We start from the raw sequence: 17,143 nt of genomic DNA, 5'->3' as shown, positions 1-17,143 counted from the left end.
GGTATGCAAGTTATGGTCGAGTTGTCGTTATACCCTTTGGTAAATGAATACATTCCGCCAATTCAGTCGTTCATCGATAGATTAAACAGTTACGCTGAACTATCTGTGTCAACGAGCTCAACGAGCACACAAGTTACCGGAGAGTATGCTGATGTAATGGGTATACTAGGTACTGAAATGCAGCGAACTCATGAAGAAGTTGGTCAGGCTATATTTGTCGCCAAATTTCTTAACTTCGACGCCATGCAGGCAAGAAAGTCATCATAATGGGTGACTTTCTTTCAATATTTGTTGAGCAAATTACTACCACGTCACCTTTGGAGTGGTGCGCGGTGGTATTGGCCATGGCTTATGTGTTTTTTGCAGCCAAGCAAAGTAGTTGGTGTTGGCTGTGTGCATTTATTAGCACAGCGATTTACACGTGGTTATTTTGGCAAGTTACATTACCGTTTCAGGCCGCGTTAAACTTTTTCTATATGGTGATGGCGGGGTATGGCTATTATCAATGGTCAAAAGGTGGGCAAAATGGCGAGGCAAAACCGATTCGCTTTTGGCCGTGGTGGGTGCACGCTATCATCGTCCCTACTATGCTCTGTGCTGCTTGGATAATGTCTGAAGTCGCCACGTCTCAGTTTAACAGTGAACATCTTCTTTTAGATGCAAGTATTAATTTACTGAGTGTGATTACCACGTTTATGGTGGCACACAAAATACTGCAAAATTGGGTATACTGGTTCTTCATTAACATTGCGTCTGCTTATTTGTATTTACAGGTAGGTTATGCACTTTCTGCTTGCTTGTTTTTGGGCTATGTTGGGTTTTCCGTATTCGGCTATGTCCAATGGCGAGTAGAGTATAAGGAACAACGTGGACACATCGACTATTCTGGCGCAGCTTCACAACGCATTTAACTTAAGCAGCGACGTGGTTCTCTCGCGTCATCCATCTGGTGCGGTAAACCATGTTTATCGGCTGCAAGACAAAGCGCAACACATTGACTACGCAGTAAAGTGGTTAGGTGATGACAATTTTAGTGGCGTTAACCGCACGCATCAGTTTGTGTTACAACAACAGCTGTGCCAAGTAGATATTGCGCCAAAGCCTATTTGGTTGAGCGACGATGAGCGTATTTGGGTAGAGTATTGGCATCCAAATACGCGAATGGCTCAGCGCAACCCTGAAACTCTGGCAAATGTGTTGGCGCGTATTCATCAGCTTCCTGTTACCGCACGTCCGTTAAACCTTGCCGCCAGATGGCAGCACTACTTGCACGTTGCAAGTTTGTCTGAGGGCGATGCGTTGTATGACCGAGCAACGGCACTTAGAAGCGCAGTTTTGCGTAGTGAGCAGGTCGATGAAGACTTGGTGTTGTGTCACAACGATTTATTATACAGTCACGTATTGTGTCGAGAAGGCAATACGCCGGTGGTTATCGATTGGGAATATTCAGCGATGGGTAACCGTTATTTTGATTTGGCTAGCTGTTGTTTGATTAACGAGCTCGACGACGCAACGAGTAATAAGCTTGTCAGTTGCTATGCGGATATTCTTTCTATTTCACACGGTGAAGCAAATGAAAAGTTTAGTCTTCACAAAGACATTGTTAGCACAACCAATGCGCTTTGGTTCGAAGCGCTTTCTGAATCGACACCGAATAAACTGCTAGCCGAAATCTAATGGCATATTTATGCCATTTATTTTCCAATTGGCGTGAATTAGTCTGAAAAAACATCGCATTGCATGTTAATTGAGCATGTGATGCGTTAGGGCGACAAAAAGGCTTTACCTTTTAGATGTCATCCGTATAATGCACAGCGCGCTAGGGGTGTAGTTCGAATTGGTAGAACAGCGGTCTCCAAAACCGATGGTTGGGGGTTCGAGTCCCTCCACCCCTGCCACTTTTCCTTACTGTCGTTTCTAGGCAAACATCTATCAAAAGCATATTTAGTATCTTCACTGTCACTTTAACCAAATAACAGTTATGGCATGACATCGTCGGATGTCTGCAGCGTCGACAGTTAAAAACAGTAGGCTTGTCATTCGGGCAAAAGCTATTTAATGTCAGCAAAACATCACGTAAACTTACAGGTCTTAACTTACTAGCGTGAAATCTATGTCACTGTCTCCTTATCAACAAGCTATTTTACAAGAGATGGGCATTCCAGTTTGGGTGCCGAAAGCTGTGTATGAAGCAAAGCTTGAAGAAACAGGGGTCCGTGCAGCGGATAGCTCTACCAATGCTCATCACGCTGCAATGCCTACAGAAAGCAAACCGATAACACAAGAGCAAAAACAGTCAAGGCTGGCTCAGTTACGCGCGCAAATGGGATCTGAATCGAGCAAAGCAGATGATAAATGCATTGCAAAACCAGTTCACGCTATTCAACAAGAAAAGCATATCGCGACGAGCACACCGCAAGCTGCGCCTTTCTCGATACCTGACTCGCCTGCAGGACTGCCGTTAAGTACTGAGCAGACCAAGCAATGCGCTAAGTGGCTCGATGATTTACGGTTAGCCTGCGTGCAACTGGGTTTGCCATCTGAATTAGCAAGCAAAGTGATGATAAGCAAAACCCTAGCGGTCGATGAACAAGCAATTATTTTGCCTGCTGAACCGCTGTCGTTAACCCCCTCACAAAAGCGCGCCCTGTGGCTAGCGCTAACTACCTTGGCAAAAACACAGAGTTAGCAGCCTTGAATATTCAACTTGTTACTGCAGACACACCAGCTGCATTGATTGAACGTGGTCATGCCATTCACGTACAAGCTCAGTTTTCGCCGTGGAAACTCAGTACATTCGCTGACTGTTTTACCCCACCTTATTATGGTTTATTTGCCCTTGATGAAAACGAGCTTGTTGGGTATGCCATTGTGCTTGAGGTACTTGATGAAGCCACATTAATGGATATTGCCGTAGTACAGCATTGCCGAGGAAGGGGCGTGGGAAAGGCATTGCTTCAGCGCGTACTTGATAAGGCAAAAGCGCGCAGTATGCGTGAGGTGTGGTTAGAGGTAAGAGAGAGTAACTTTGCTGCAATTCATTTGTATGAAACACACGGTTTTGAACACATAGAATTGCGTAAAAACTACTATCCTACTGAAAATGGGAAAGAAAATGCTGCGATCATGAAGTGGCCAAATGTTGCTATGGCGTAGTTGTGTTAGTGTAAATTCTGTAAGATTTGGTATTGTCGCCAGTAGTGTAATCTTTTCCTTCCATTTTGGCTGTGAAAACTTGACCGGTTGGTCAATAAATCGCGGCGAATTATGTCTCCAGTGGTTTCAATCCTGCCTTATTTCACTTATATTTGCGCCCTTTAAAAGTCTTGGCATGCATGCAGTGTGGCAACAAGACTTACGTTTTTCTCCAACGCAGTGGCGTGTCTCAAGGCGACAAATAAATGTCTACAACATCATTGATAGAAAAAGAGCAATCAAAAGGCATTAAAATGCTTTTAGTTGCGGTATTGTGCCTAGGACTCAATTGGCCCGGTATGAAAGTGGGTTTGGAAATTGTAGGCCCGGTTTGGATGGTGTGTTTACGCTTTTTGTTGAGCCTACCTGTGCTCGGGCTTTTTGTATTGCTGACAAAAAAAAGACTTCCAAGGTTAAATCGTAAGGATCGCTCAGTTGTTTTTGTTGTGGCGTTTTTTCAATTCATCCTATCGATGGGATTAATAACGGTGTCACTCCAGTTTATTCCCGCTGGTACGGCAAGTATTTTGATTTATACCACGCCGCTTTGGATGCTTTTAATCGATACGCTGTGGTATCGACAAAAACCGCCTTCAAAGCGTTTAATTCTTACCGGTGTGTCTACCATGGGTTGTACAATGATTTTGCTAGCCTCGGGAGAGCCTGGTGCGTGGTTGCCTTTGTTTGGCATGTTGTTAGCGTCGGCTTTGTGGGCGGTAGCCATTCGTCGTGTTTCTTTTCATAAATGGCAGGGCAGCGTTATTGAAGCGGTATTCTGGCAATTTACCGTCGCTGGTATCGCAATGTTGGCGCTTGCACTTATCTATGAGCCTACGCCAGACTTTGTAAACTACAAGTGGCAAGATTGGTTATTGTTGACCTATATAGGACCTGTAGCAACGGGGTTGGGATTCGGCTTAATGGTAGCAGCAGGCCCTAAACTAGCGCCAGACAAAATTGTGCTTATTAGCACGTTAACGCCTATTGTAGGCTATGTGAGCTCTGTGGTTATTTTGGGCGAGACGCTACTACCTATGGTTGTCGCAGGTGCTGTTTTGATGATAGCGGCACTCATTGTAAATGGCTTACCGCACACCACCCTGAAGAGGATTTTAGGTAAAGGCCGAGGCTAAACGTTCTTAAAGTATAAGTCTCGGCTGAATGAAGTCGAGAAATGCCGATATTCGAGAAGATACCGCGCTGTTTCTGTAGTACACCGCCTGTACTGATTCCCGTCCATTCGGCGACACTAGGTCATTTTCAAAAATAGGTACAAGTGACCCAGCTTCAATATCGCGGTACACCATAAAATGAGACAACAACGCAATGCCCTGTCCCGCAAGGCACAAATGTCGAATAGTTTCTCCACTGGATGCACGTAAGTGATAGCGCAACTCCACATCTTGCTTTAGCGGCCAACGGTTAAGCTTTGGTGAGTCGCTAAAACCAATTAGTTTATGTTGGGTTAAATTACTGACATCACCCACTGCTGGGTGCGCCTTTAGGTATTCTCGACTAGCCACAATATGCAACTTACTATTACCCAGTTTGCGAGCATGCAAGTTTGAGTCACTCAAATCGCCTATCCGTATAGCGATATCCGTTTTGTGTTCCAATAAATCAATAATGCTGTCGTGGCTGGTAATATCGAGTGCGATATCGGGGTAGGTTTCGCTAAATGCCTTTACCAGTGGAGCTAGCTGGTGAAGCACAAAAGGGCTTGCGGCATCGACACGTAGTTTTCCTGATGGTGCACGCTTAAGCAGTCGTAGTGCTTCTTCGCCTTTTTCCAACCTGTTGAGGCCGTCTCGCGCATAGCGTAAAAACATTTCTCCTTCTTCTGTCAGTTCTAGCCTGCGTGTGGTGCGATTTAACAGTGTTGCTTCTAAAGTACCTTCTAAACGTGTAACTGCGCGGCTCACTTTGGCAACCTGTTGATTCAACACGTTTGCTGCGCTCGAAAAGCTCCCGGTATCGACAACGGTAAGAAAGGCTTCTAAGTCTTCGGTTTTTGCTTTTACAGGCATAGCGTTCTCTAATATTTTCAAAAATCACAAAAGTATTTTGTCACTAGTGCTATTTTTTGCAAATAAAAACAACCTCACACTGTATGCACTTGTTAAACACCTTTGGAATGTACGCTTCTATTTTTACTACAGCGTACGTTCACTTTAACTTTTGTGAGGATAAACAATGCCTATTGCATTATTTGCATTATTTGCATTAACGTTAAGTGCGTTTGCTATTGGTACCACTGAGTTTGTCATAGTTGGGTTAGTACCCACTATAGCGACAGACCTTGGCGTTACATTACCCAGTGCGGGTTTACTTGTAAGCTTGTACGCTGTTGGTGTCGCCGTTGGTGCACCAGTGCTTACTGCACTTACTGGAAAATGGAACAGAAAGCATGTGTTACTCAGCCTGATGGCGCTGTTCGTGGCAGGCAACATGTTGGCGTGGCAAGCACCAAGCTATGAAAGCCTTATTGTGGCTCGGATACTAACAGGGCTCGCTCATGGCGTATTCTTTTCTATTGGCTCGACCATTGCCACCGGTCTGGTTGCAAAAGAAAAAGAAGCCAGTGCTATTGCTATCATGTTTACAGGTTTAACAGTTGCGCTGGTTACGGGGGTGCCGCTTGGCACTTGGATTGGTCAAAGCTTTGGCTGGAGAGCCACATTTTTAGTGGTTTCAGCGTTAGGCACAATTGCGCTTATTGGTAGTGCGTTATTGGTGCCAAATAACTTAAAGCAAAGTAAGCCTGCAAGCTTAAGTGAGCAAATGAGAGTACTGATTCAACCTCGTCTTGTGCTAGTCTATCTCATGACGATTTTAGGCTACGGCGGCACATTTACCGCGTTCACGTATTTAGCGCCTATTTTGCAAGAAGAAGCTGGCTTTGCTCCGTCGGCAATAAGCTTAATCATGCTCGTGTACGGCGTGTCTGTTGCTGTCGGTAACATTTACGGTGGCAAACTGGCTGACAAAAAAGGCCCAATTCGCGCACTAACCATCATTTTCTCTGCGCTTGCCGTTATTTTATTCGCGTTAACGTTCACCATGGGAAGCAAAATAGCAGCTGTGATCACAGTATTGGTATGGGGGGCCTTTGCATTTGGTAATGTGCCTGGCCTGCAAGTTTATGTAGTGCAACTAGCTGAAAAGTTTACACCTAATGCAGTGGACGTAGCCTCAGGTCTTAACATTGCGGCGTTTAATATTGGTATTGCTGTGGGGTCTATATTAGGCGGCGCCATTGTAGATGGCATGACACTCTCTGATACCGCGTGGATAGGTGCGCTTATATCCGTTGCTGCACTAGTAGCAACACGTTGTAGCGGCCATCTTGACAAGCGTGAAGCCGCTGTGAGTAGATAGCAATATAGGCGTAGAAATGAGCTAGGATTCAACCATTTATAATAAGATTGCGTCCTTTGTCTTTTGCACGATAAAGGGCGCTGTCTGCGCGTCTAAAGGTATCCACAATACTCTCTGCGTTTATGCAATGCGCCCAGCCAATACTAACGCCAACATGTATACCTTCAACGTCATTTATCACAAGGGAATTAATTGTTCTGTGGACTTTCTGAAGCTGCGATAAGAAATGCTCATGCTCTTGGGTAGCACTTTTGGCAGTTTGCGAGGCCGGTGCTTTTCCTTGTGATGGGTGTTTAGGCTCAGACATACGCTTATCAATACGCCGAACTATGGCAAATTCTTCGCCGCCATATCGGCCGGCAATTTGGTTGTCATTGTTCAAAGGGGCTAATGTTTTAGCAACGGCCTTCAGCACAATGTCGCCCGTCTCGTGACCATAGGTATCGTTAATATTTTTAAAGTGATCTAGGTCGAGTAGGGCAATGAATAACTCAGTGGCGTTTTCGTTGTCTAAAGCAAAGCTTTCATCGACGAAAAAGTCAATACTTCTTCGGTTAGGTAGGCCGGTCAGCGCATCGTAAGAGGCAAGTTTAGCCAATACTTCATTTGTTTTTTCTAACTCGAGAGTTCGCTGTTTGACTAACTGCTCTAGTTTTGCCGCCTGTTGTGCTTTGGTTTGAGCCGCCACTTTTTGCGCGTCTCTTTCTCTTTGTACAACGTTAACCATATAGCGCGTGGTAAGGGCGACAATGAACAAACACGTCAGCACAACCCCAGACATAAAGGTGGCTACAGGGTCTAACTCTATGTCCACGTCAAATAAAGCAACAATGATTAGGAAAAATGTGCTGAGTGTTACCGGAAACATAGCGCAAGCAAGCCATTTTGCGCGGTCAGAGCCCCGGCGATGTTCAACAGTGATAACGACCACAGCGACAACAATAAACAAAAAGAAAAGTAAAACGGGAAGTCTCAGTGCAAAGTCGAGTCCGACGGTTTGCCATACGATAATGCCAATTATGGGTAGCAAAAAGCAGAATCGCTTTACCCATGTTGAACCGAAAACGGGATGTCCTTCTCTCACTAAGCTGGCAAATACCACCCAAAATGAACAAAGCAAAACGGCATAAATACTTATCGCGTAACTGATATCATTAAAAGCTGGATATTGCGGCCATAATAATTCAAAGGCGTATCCAAATACACGAAAAAACCAAAATGTAGTTGCGAAAATAAAGGTCGCGAAGCTTAAGAAAACAATATTTCGGCTAGCAACAAACCCTAACAGGCACAGCACTGTAAGTAATGCCATAGCACCAAAAAACGCCATATCCCGCTGAATAGTATTCACATACATATTGGTAAAATATTCAGGCGTGCCCACAACAAAAGAATAGCGTAGGATCTCTCCTGCCATATACCCTTGTATTTTAGTGGTTTCCATCTCGTTAAGTAAGATTGGAAAGTGATAGTTAGAAACGTGAATTTCTCTGGATGTAAAAGGGTAAGCGTCACCTGTTTTCCACACCTGCCCACCACTTTGTACTACCAATGTTTTCATTGCTGGAAAACCAATACTGAACCATACGGGAATGGCGTTACTTGCGGTGTTTTTGATATTGACGCGAAAATGGAGGTATTGATGTGCTTGTCTATCAAGCGATGAGGCGTCTTTTACCCAATGAAGAGCGTCTGAAGAGGGAGAATCGCTAAGTGCAAACTCCATATACTCATCTAATGAGAGGGAAGCATTAACAGGGTTGAAATTGACTGCAGCTGACGCGCTTTTGCATAGGAGCAATAGCGTAATAAGCAAAAACCAACTTCTTGTCATGCAACGTCCTTGTTCGAACCTTTAGCCACAACAGTGACTTTTAACCACAATTTCATTCGCTCACTATATCACAACGCAAGTGCCAAGCTAGAGGCGCTTGTCAACTGAAAACGTGAAAGCGCATTTGTTGAAATGGTCGAATGGATAAAATAACGTATTTTGCTCAATAAAGATGACAAAGTTTCTTGCCAATTCGCTCTACTGTTACGCGTTGTAAAATGCTAAAATCCGCGCCAATAAATTCCATGCCGTATCAAGCGTTTTATCGCAACTGTAGATTTGCGCGGAAAAGCCATGCTTATCCGTTACAAAACGCGCCTGCAAATACGTAGTTTGCAGAGATGATAGATAACGAAGATAAGTATTGATGTCAGATAAAAAGCTGTTAGAAGAGATTAAAAAGCGACGTACGTTCGCGATTATATCGCACCCTGATGCCGCCCAGCCTTTCAACGCTTAAAACCACCTTTCATTGCACACCACAATCACATCTCTACGTACTGAATTTAAAGGCTTTTTGTCTTTTTCTCGTTTCTTTGCTTTTCAATGATGTTCAAGCGTAACCTCGGAAAGTGTGTACAAACTTGAGTACAAATCGCCATATTTACCGTTTTTAGCGAAATTCCATGACACAAACCTGGCTGTAGGCCTTGTGGTTACTGGGTTTGACGTAAAAAGTACTACCGTTAAAAAGAGTCTCTTTTTTTGGTAAATGTTTTCTTCTGTACCAAATTACAAAATTTAATGAGGGAGTTTATTATTGGTGTAATTTTTGCTTTAGTGTTTGTTTTTGAAGATGCTTGAAGCGAACCAATACGGTTATTTCTAATTGAGATATCAGACTTACCTTCAAATTTAGTTGCTGTTAACACCATCATTTTGCACTTTATTTTCGACCTGTGTGTACAAAATTTCCTGTAACTGTGTACAAACTTCCTCTTTGTTGCACTTATCTTCTGGCGATTTGACGCGAGTTCTTCTGTAGCCCATGCTGTATAAGGGCTGAGCGACAAAAGTACTTAGGGAGTTTGATGCGTCAGTTCGCGATTATCAGCGAGAGTATCGCTCTTTTGTCGATGACAAAAATCTCCTTCTACTTATATGTAATTATGTATCAGGTCATGGCTTTTGATATGTAATGGCTAATCGAATTTGTGTTATTTGAGTTACTGTGATATGTTTTTGTATATAATTATTCTTAAGTGATGCATTAAGGCGTATCGAAATGAGCTATGTAACAGAGCAGATACTAGAAAGTCTTCGAGAAGCTCGGGTACGAAAGGGGTTTAGCCAGAGAGAGTTAAGTGCTCGTTCGGGTGTGCCTCAAAGCCATATTTCGAAAATCGAGTCTGGCAGTGTTGATTTAAGAATATCCAGTTTGATTGCACTTGCCCGTGTACTAGACCTAGAGCTATTGGTTGCGCCTAAAAAGTCTGTACCTGCCATCAAGTCGATCATTCGAAGTGGCCAAGGTATTAACGGCATCAGCGATGAGGGTGAGCCAATGTCGCCCGCGTATCAGTTAGAGGAAGACGACGATGACTAACCATGTCTCTACGCTCAACGTATTGCTCTATGGTGAACCGATCGCAACGATCACCAACGTGGGTAATGACAGAACACTTTTTGCCTTTATGGATTCGTACATTAATGACGAATCGCGGCCTGTGTTAGGGCTTGGCTTTAAAGATTCGCTCGGTGGCCTGCTGACTAGCTTCAAACCTACCCAAAATAAGTTAACCCCGTTTTTCTCCAACCTTTTACCAGAAGAAACCATGCGTAATTACCTGGCTGAGCGTGCTGGTGTGAACCCAGCACGGGAATTTTTTCTATTGTGGGTACTGGGGCAGGATCTGGCTGGAGCGATCACGGTTGAGCCTGCGGATGGTGAAGCCTTACCACCTAATGTGCATCAAGGTATTGAAGATAAAACGAAAATAGATGCTCCAATGCGTTTTTCATTGGCGGGTGTGCAATTGAAGTTTTCAGCCGTGCAACAGGCTAACGGCGGCTTGACCATTCCAGCAACTGGTAAAGGTGGCTCTTGGATTGTGAAGTTGCCGTCATCTCGATTTGACGCTGTGCCAGAAAATGAATATTCGATGATGGAACTGGCTCGATTGCTTGGGATGGATGTGCCAGAGACTCAGCTACTTTCCATTAACCAGATTGCTAATATCCCAGATGGTATTGGTAAATTTGGTGATGCTTTTAAAAATGCTCAGGCGTTTGTGATCAAGCGCTTTGATCGTGCAGGTGATCAAGCCGTACATATTGAAGATTTTGCGCAAGTGTTTGGCGTCTATCCTCAAGATAAATACAAAAAAGCGAGTATGCGCAATATTGCTCAGGTTATCGGCATCGAAGGTCAAGACGAGGACATCGCAGAATTTACACGCAGATTGGTGTTCAATACGTTAATTGGTAATGCCGATATGCATTTGAAGAATTGGTCTGTGATTTACAAAGACAAGCGCACCGCATCGATTGCGCCTGCTTATGATTTTGTCTCGACTATTCCTTATATCCCCGATGATAGTGCATCGCTGAAGGTGAGCCGTAGCAAGAAATTCAGTGATTTCACGCTGGATGAGCTGTCACACTTAGCGGCTAAAGCCATGTTGCCAGAAAAATTGGTGTTAGATACCGCAAAGCAAACTGTAGCATGCTTCCATGAGGTATGGGCGAAAGAAAAAGCGCATTTACCCCTTACTAAGTCAGTGATTGAAGCCATCGAAACGCACTTACGAAGCATACCGCTACGCTAAATTCCTAGTAGCTAGAGCGTGCATATCTATAAAGATGGTTTAACTTAATGCGATTTTACGGCGCTTTTCGCCGTAAACTGGAAATTTGGTAAACTGCACAATGATACCGGTGTCATGATAAGGCTGATCTTCTGAACAAATCATGCATCTTTCTGACCATCAACAAGTGATGAATCAGGCGATGATAGCTTTACATTGATTTTCAGGAGAATGCAGATGACAGCAGTAGCGCACCAGGTAACCCCTTTTCTAACATCTTACGAAGTGATGGCTCGTTACCACATTAGCTATACGACGCTCTGGCGAAGAATAAAAGATGGCAGCTTGCCGCAACCTCGTATTAACCGAAATACGCGAAATAAGCTGTGGCACATTGAAGACTTGGAAGAGTATGAGAAGAAAGAGGACTGAGCCTCTTTCTTTTACTGTCCGAAACGCCAGTTGAACGGAAAGCCTGTCGGCTCGATGATGGTTTCTAGCTGTTGATACCAAACGTCGTAAGCATGACGCATTTCATCCAGGTACTGATATTGGTTGTAGATAGCATCCAACCCTTTTTTGCTGTGGCCAATCATCAACTCGGCAACTTCTTGCGTCGTGATGGCAGACATTCGCGTTCGCATCGTTCTGCGAAGATCATGCATAGACCAGTGTTCCATCTCAATGCCAAGTGACCTGCGAGCCCAGATTTTCACATTGTTAGGAATAGTGGTATCAAAGCCATTTGTGGCAAGCTTTTCTTGTCCGTTCGCGGGAAACAAGTAAGTTGATTTGCTCATCTGCATCGCCAGTTCAATCAGCTCGATAGCAGGCCTAATCAATGGCCGCATGATCGGCGCTCCAATTTTCTCACCTTGTTTGCGGATCTCTATGGGCACTGTCCACATTGCAGATTGCAAGTCAAAGTGATGCTTTTCAGCTTGAATGAGTTCGCCCTTGCGCCCTCCCAATAAGAGAAGCAGTTTTATGTAGATGCGATTCTTCTCAGTGATTTTTGACTCATGCAAATAGCGCCAAAGTATCCTTATCTCGTTGTCATTTAGCACCCGAGTTCGTTTGCCTTTCTTACCGCCAACCTTTTTTGCTGTGATCCCAGCGGCAGCGTTAATTTCCAAAATTTGTTCATCAATCAGCCAGTCATAAAACTTGTGCAGCACAGACACCAGACGTTCTGTGTTTGAAGGGGACGACTCCGAAACCTCACGAAGACAGTTTCGCAAGGACAATTCATTGATGTCAGTTAATGGGTACTTGCCAAGTCGGGGCAGCAAATATATTTGGGTAAGCGGATTAAATGGTTGATCTTACCTTTGCATGAGAGTGAGACAGACCGGCATCTCATCGGATTATCTGGTTGATGCTTCACCTACTGCTGGTGCATGTTTCCTTCGCTAATTCCAGCAAGAACCCCACACGCCTCAACTTCCCGGTCATCGTTGCAACTCGCTCTCAGTGAAACGAGTTGTTTCTCAAGCGCTTGCAGAGCGGTTATCTGCGACCGCACATGAGAGATGTGATCATCGAGCAAGGTGTTGACGGCGGTACAAGGCTGATGAGGGTCGTCCTGATAGCTCTGTAGTTCGTGAATCTCAGCCAGTGACAGGCCCAGGATTCTGCAGCGGCGGATGAAGGCCAGCCCCTCACCATGCTTCTCGGTATAGACACGGTAACCGTTGTCCTGCCGATCAGGCGGCGGCAACAAGCCCTGCTGTTCATAGAAGCGGATCGTCTGTGTTTCGACCCCTACCAACTGCGCCAACTGACCAATGCGCATCAGCCTCCTCCCCAACGGATTCTTTACTCTATTGACCTTATAGTAGCTTTATAGTTTAAAATGGTACCACAACATTGTTCAAGTGGAGTCGTATTATGAGCAAATCCTGTGGTGGCGCCTGTGGCGCTGATGCAACGTCCGCAGCGGATACCGATATACAGGCCTCCTCCGAGGCGCCAGGGAGATGGGTCAGTGTTTATGCCGTGCCGAAGATGGACTGTCCATCAGAAGAACGAATGATTCGCCTAGCCCTGAACGGCTTTGAGGAGATTCGGGCGCTGTCCTTCGACTTGTCGAACCGCCGGCTGAAGGTCGTGCATGACGGCGAGGTCGAGCCCGTCACCTCGAAACTGAAGACCTTGGGGCTAGGCGCCTCGCTTCAGGAAACCGTCGCTGCAAATCCGGAGACCATCAAGGCCGCCGAGTTTTCGGCAGCTTCTGCTAAGCAAGAATCCGGGACCCTGCGCTGGTTGCTCGGCATCAATGCACTTCTGTTCGTGGTGGAAATGACTGCCGGTCTGATCGCCCGGTCCACCGGCCTGATTGGAGAATCCCTGGACAATTTTGCCGATGCGGCGGTGTACGGGCTTGCCCTTTATGCGGTTGGACATAGCGTGAAAATGCAGGTACGTGCCGCGCATCTTGCTGGTGTACTGCAACTGATCTTGGCTGTGGGCGTGCTCGTAGAGGTGGTGAGACGCTTTGTATTCGGTAGTGAGCCTGAATCGCTGGTGATGATGGCTATCGCATTCGTCGCATTGATTGCCAATACCAGTTGTCTGCTGCTCATATCCAAACATCGGGAAGGCGGGGCGCACATGAAGGCAAGCTGGATATTCTCGGCCAACGACGTGGTGATCAACCTGGGGGTCATCACCGCCGGCGCCCTGGTCGCGTGGACCGGTTCCAATTATCCGGATCTGATTATCGGCACCATCGCGGGGGGCATTGTACTTAACGGTGCCAGACGCATTTTGGCGTTGAAGGGTTAAATAATGCTCATTATTGGCAAAAAGCTCTCGCCGTATGCCCTATTGTCCATATCGGGCCTGCTGGCAGCGTCTGATCAGGCTGTAAAGTGGCTGGTGCAGCAATCAATGGCCTATGGCGAGTATGTTTCGGTGACCCCGTTCTTTAACTGGGTGCACCTATGGAACACCGGTGCCGCATTCAGTCTTTTTGCGAATGGTGGAGGCTGGCAGCGCTACTTTTTTATCGGAATCGCGGTAGTGGTCTCGATTTTTCTGATCAAGCTGATCCTTGAAAATCGTCATAAAGGAGAAGCCATCGCTTACAGTCTTATCCTCGGTGGCGCCATGGGTAACCTGATTGACCGGGTCTTTCGCGGCTATGTTGTGGATTCCTTTGATTTCTATTGGCGAGACTGGCATTGGCCGGCCTTCAACCTGGCTGATATTGCAATTGTCCTCGGTGCCTTACTTTTCGTTTCCAGCAGCTTGTTGGGTAAAAAAGCAAACACCAATGCCGAGTCGGATGGATCTGACTGACACCTACGCCTATACAACACCATGACCGAACTTCCCGACAACATCCTTCACCTGCCGCAATACCAAGTACTGGGCTGCAAATCAACCGACGACGAAATGCACTTCCAGGTGGACGTGCCCGATCCCATCGCCTGCGAGGAATGCGGCGTGCAGGGTGAGTTCGTACGGTTCGGCAAGCGTGACGTTCCCTATCGTGATCTGCCCATCCACGGCAAGCGGGTCACTCTCTGGGTGGTCCGCCGCCGATACACCTGCCGGGCCTGCAAGACAACATTCAGGCCCCAGCTACCGGAGATGGTGGACGGATTCCGTATGACACTGCGGCTGCATGAGTACGTGGAGAAGGAATCCTTCAACCACCCCTACACCTTTGTGGCGGCACAGACCGGCCTGGACGAGAAGACGGTGCGCGACATCTTCAACGCCCGCGCCGAGTTCCTGGGGCGCTGGCACCGCTTCGAGACGCCCCGCATCCTGGGCATTGACGAGCTATACCTGAACAAGCGCTACCGCTGCATTCTGACCAACATTGAGGAGCGAACCCTGCTCGACCTGCTGGCCACCCGCCGCCAGGACGTGGTGACCAACTACCTGATGAAGCTGAAAGACCGGCAGAAGGTCGAGATCGTCAGCATGGACATGTGGAACCCCTACCGGGCAGCGGTCAAGGCTGTGCTGCCCCAGGCCCGCATCGTGGTCGATAAGTTCCATGTGGTGCGCATGGCCAACGATGCCCTAGAGAGAGTGCGCAAGGGCCTCAGAAAGGAGCTGAAACCGTCCCAGAGTCGGACTCTCAAGGGAGACCGGAAAATCCTGCTGAAACGCGCTCACGAAGTCTCAGACCGGGAGCGCCTCATCATGGAGACCTGGACAGGCGCGTTCCCGCAACTGCTGGCCGCCTACGAGCACAAGGAGCGCTTCTACGGCATCTGGGACGCCACCACACGGCTCCAGGCAGAAGCCGCCCTGGACGAGTGGATAGCCACCATCCCGAAGGGCCAAAAGGAAGTCTGGAGCGATCTGGTCAGGGCAGTGGGAAACTGGCGCGAAGAGACCATGACCTACTTCGAGACGGACATGCCCGTCACCAACGCTTACACGGAGTCCATCAACCGACTGGCCAAGGACAAGAACCGTGAAGGGCGCGGTTACTCCTTCGAGGTGATGCGGGCACGAATGCTCTACACCACGAAGCACAAGAAGAAGGCACCGACTGCGAAGGTCTCTCCTTTCTACAAGAAAACCATCGGTTACGGACTGCCGGACTTCGCAGAGGAACTCAACTACGGAGTCGATCTATCAACCATCTGAGGGTGGTATCAGATTGATGGGGTGAAGGTGCCCCATCAACCATTAAATCCGTATACCCTTAATTTTTAGATAATAAGGACACAATCAGCAATGTTAACGTTGAATTTACATTTATTTAACCACTTTTTTGGAACAGACACGATGAAAGCTAAAATAAAAAATACGGCTACAGCAGTAGCGCTGTGCCTGGCAGCATCTACAGGTGCAGCACAAGCAGCAACAATCGGCGACACAAGTGTGAAATTCACAGGCTATATTAAAGTCGACGCTATGGTTAGTGACTACTCAGATGGCACCATTGCATCAGGTAGCGTAGGTCGCGATTTCTATATTCCTTCACTAACACCTGTTGGTGGCGTTGACGAAGATCCACAATTTGACGCGCATATCAGAACCTCACGATTCCGCTTTGCAACGTCAACGCCTACGGCTGAAGGCGACACAATTAACGGTGTATTCGAACTCGACTTCCTTGTAACTAGCGGCGGTGATGAGCGAATCAGTAACTCCTACACTCCGCGAGTACGCCACGCGTACTTAACTTACAAGAATTGGTTGGTGGGCCAAACAGGGACGACCTTTATGGACGTAGGTTCATTACCAGAATCACTTGATTTTATTGGTACCACTGACGGCATCACCTTTGCCCGTCAAGTTATGGTGAGATATACCAACGGCGGCCTACAGCTTGCGCTTGAAAACCCAGAATCAACCATTACGCCATTTGGCGGTGGTAGCCGAATTACGAGTGACGACAGCAGCGTTCCAGACTTTGTAGCTGCCTATACGTCAAAGTATGACTGGGGTTATGTAAAAGTAGCGGGCTTATTAAGACAGTTGTCTTACGATAATGCCGCTGGCATTGATGCGGACGAAACCAGCTTTGGTGTATCGGTAACCGGTAAATACAATTTGTCTAATGGCGACGATATTCGCTTCACGTTCAACACGGGTAAAGGTTTAGGCAGATACTCTGCGCTAAACGCAGTTAATGGTGCAGTACTTACCGAAAGCGGCGACCTTGAAGCCATAGACTCAACAGGTTACGGCGTTGCGTATCGTCACAAGTGGAGCGAAAAAGCGCGCAGTAGCATCATGTTCTCGGCGTTTGAAGCAGACAATGACGTATCATTAACGGGTTTAGCTACCACTGAAAGCACTTATAGCACACGTGTAAACTACTTGTACTCGCCAACTAAAGCGCTAACCGTTGGCGCTGAATACGCTTTCGCAAAGCGTGAAATTGAAGCCGGCCTTGAAGGCGACATGAACCGCTTCCAAGTTTCAGCAAAATACGCATTCTAATACATGCACTAAGTTAAAAAAGAGAAACGGCACTGAGCTCATCAGCGCCGTTTTTTTGTGCATACAGAAA

At 46.6% G+C, this 17,143-nt stretch carries 17 protein-coding genes, 1 tRNA gene and 1 pseudogene; 15 read left to right on the top strand and 4 right to left on the bottom strand.

Annotated elements, in window-relative coordinates:
* Positions 1-3 precede the first annotated feature (3 nt).
* From LHL20_RS11870 to LHL20_RS11840, 7 genes are all read left to right on the top strand, one after another.
* Complete coding sequence (locus tag LHL20_RS11870) at positions 4-267, top strand: YkoF family thiamine/hydroxymethylpyrimidine-binding protein (protein ID WP_202264310.1); 264 nt, start codon at positions 4-6, stop codon at positions 265-267.
* Positions 267-911 (top strand): nicotinamide riboside transporter PnuC, encoded by a 645-nt coding sequence (gene pnuC, locus LHL20_RS11865; protein WP_226433447.1) that lies wholly within the window; start codon positions 267-269, stop codon positions 909-911. Before LHL20_RS11870 ends, pnuC begins: the two co-directional genes overlap by 1 nt.
* Entirely contained in the window at positions 868-1,677 is an 810-nt protein-coding gene (locus tag LHL20_RS11860) for a phosphotransferase (protein ID WP_226433446.1), read from the top strand. The genes pnuC and LHL20_RS11860 overlap by 44 nt, the downstream gene beginning before the upstream one ends.
* 144 nt (positions 1,678-1,821) lie before the next feature.
* Positions 1,822-1,898: transfer RNA gene (locus tag LHL20_RS11855), tRNA-Trp, on the top strand.
* A gap of 215 nt (positions 1,899-2,113) precedes the next feature.
* Positions 2,114-2,689: an alanine acetyltransferase gene (locus LHL20_RS11850; protein ID WP_226433445.1), complete on the top strand. Its 576-nt coding sequence runs from the start codon at positions 2,114-2,116 to the stop codon at positions 2,687-2,689.
* Positions 2,650-3,156, top strand: coding sequence for a ribosomal protein S18-alanine N-acetyltransferase (gene rimI, locus LHL20_RS11845; RefSeq protein ID WP_226433444.1), 507 nt, complete (start codon positions 2,650-2,652; stop codon positions 3,154-3,156). Before LHL20_RS11850 ends, rimI begins: the two co-directional genes overlap by 40 nt.
* Positions 3,157-3,401: 245 nt before the next feature.
* On the top strand, positions 3,402-4,328 hold the full coding sequence (locus LHL20_RS11840; RefSeq protein WP_226433443.1) for a DMT family transporter: 927 nt from the start codon (positions 3,402-3,404) through the stop codon (positions 4,326-4,328).
* Positions 4,329-4,334: 6 nt separating this feature from the next.
* On the opposite strand, the gene LHL20_RS11835 is transcribed toward LHL20_RS11840, so the two are convergent.
* Positions 4,335-5,222, bottom strand: a complete 888-nt coding sequence (locus LHL20_RS11835; RefSeq protein WP_226433442.1) for a LysR family transcriptional regulator — start codon at positions 5,220-5,222, stop codon at positions 4,335-4,337.
* 166 nt (positions 5,223-5,388) lie between these two features.
* On the opposite strand from LHL20_RS11835, the gene LHL20_RS11830 reads away from it, so the two are divergent.
* Entirely contained in the window at positions 5,389-6,573 is a 1,185-nt protein-coding gene (locus tag LHL20_RS11830; protein ID WP_226433441.1) for an MFS transporter, read from the top strand.
* 28 nt (positions 6,574-6,601) lie between these two features.
* Here LHL20_RS11830 and LHL20_RS11825 read toward each other — a convergent pair whose 3' ends face one another.
* On the bottom strand, positions 6,602-8,407 hold the full coding sequence (locus LHL20_RS11825; protein ID WP_226433440.1) for a diguanylate cyclase: 1,806 nt from the start codon (positions 8,405-8,407) through the stop codon (positions 6,602-6,604).
* A 1,225-nt stretch (positions 8,408-9,632) separates the two neighbouring features.
* Here LHL20_RS11825 and LHL20_RS11820 point away from each other — a divergent pair.
* The 3 genes from LHL20_RS11820 to LHL20_RS11810 all read left to right on the top strand — a co-directional run bounded on the left by LHL20_RS11820 (position 9,633) and on the right by LHL20_RS11810 (position 11,586).
* Positions 9,633-9,953: a helix-turn-helix domain-containing protein gene (locus LHL20_RS11820; protein WP_000122829.1), complete on the top strand. Its 321-nt coding sequence runs from the start codon at positions 9,633-9,635 to the stop codon at positions 9,951-9,953.
* Positions 9,946-11,175, top strand: coding sequence for a type II toxin-antitoxin system HipA family toxin (locus LHL20_RS11815; protein WP_015066533.1), 1,230 nt, complete (start codon positions 9,946-9,948; stop codon positions 11,173-11,175). The genes LHL20_RS11820 and LHL20_RS11815 overlap by 8 nt, the downstream gene beginning before the upstream one ends.
* 216 nt (positions 11,176-11,391) lie before the next feature.
* Complete coding sequence (locus LHL20_RS11810) at positions 11,392-11,586, top strand: helix-turn-helix transcriptional regulator (RefSeq protein ID WP_000127614.1); 195 nt, start codon at positions 11,392-11,394, stop codon at positions 11,584-11,586.
* 11 nt (positions 11,587-11,597) lie between these two features.
* Here LHL20_RS11810 and LHL20_RS11805 read toward each other — a convergent pair.
* A pseudogene (locus LHL20_RS11805) lies at positions 11,598-12,458 on the bottom strand (tyrosine-type recombinase/integrase); the annotation flags it as partial.
* 83 nt (positions 12,459-12,541) lie between these two features.
* Positions 12,542-12,949, bottom strand: coding sequence for a Cd(II)/Pb(II)-responsive transcriptional regulator (gene cadR, locus LHL20_RS11800; protein ID WP_007148576.1), 408 nt, complete (start codon positions 12,947-12,949; stop codon positions 12,542-12,544).
* 95 nt (positions 12,950-13,044) lie between these two features.
* On the opposite strand from cadR, the gene LHL20_RS11795 reads away from it, so the two are divergent.
* The 4 genes from LHL20_RS11795 (at position 13,045) to LHL20_RS11780 (ending at position 17,073) form a co-directional block, all read left to right on the top strand.
* On the top strand, positions 13,045-13,941 hold the full coding sequence (locus LHL20_RS11795; RefSeq protein ID WP_020744994.1) for a cation transporter: 897 nt from the start codon (positions 13,045-13,047) through the stop codon (positions 13,939-13,941).
* Positions 13,942-13,944: 3 nt separating this feature from the next.
* A complete protein-coding gene (gene lspA / locus LHL20_RS11790; protein WP_003821921.1) occupies positions 13,945-14,457 on the top strand; it encodes a signal peptidase II in 513 nt (170 codons plus the stop codon).
* Between the two features lie 21 nt (positions 14,458-14,478).
* The gene (locus LHL20_RS11785; protein ID WP_004574636.1) at positions 14,479-15,768 is read left to right on the top strand and encodes an ISL3-like element ISPpu12 family transposase; all 1,290 of its coding nucleotides are present in this window, start codon (positions 14,479-14,481) and stop codon (positions 15,766-15,768) included.
* Positions 15,769-15,909: 141 nt separating this feature from the next.
* Positions 15,910-17,073 (top strand): DcaP family trimeric outer membrane transporter, encoded by a 1,164-nt coding sequence (locus tag LHL20_RS11780; RefSeq protein ID WP_226433439.1) that lies wholly within the window; start codon positions 15,910-15,912, stop codon positions 17,071-17,073.
* Positions 17,074-17,143 lie beyond the last annotated feature (70 nt).

The organism is Alteromonas sp. McT4-15 (genome assembly GCF_020515205.1).
In the GTDB taxonomy this organism is placed as follows: domain Bacteria; phylum Pseudomonadota; class Gammaproteobacteria; order Enterobacterales; family Alteromonadaceae; genus Alteromonas.
Note: the sequence above shows the minus strand (reverse complement) of the source record. Positions and strands in the feature narration are given on the sequence as shown.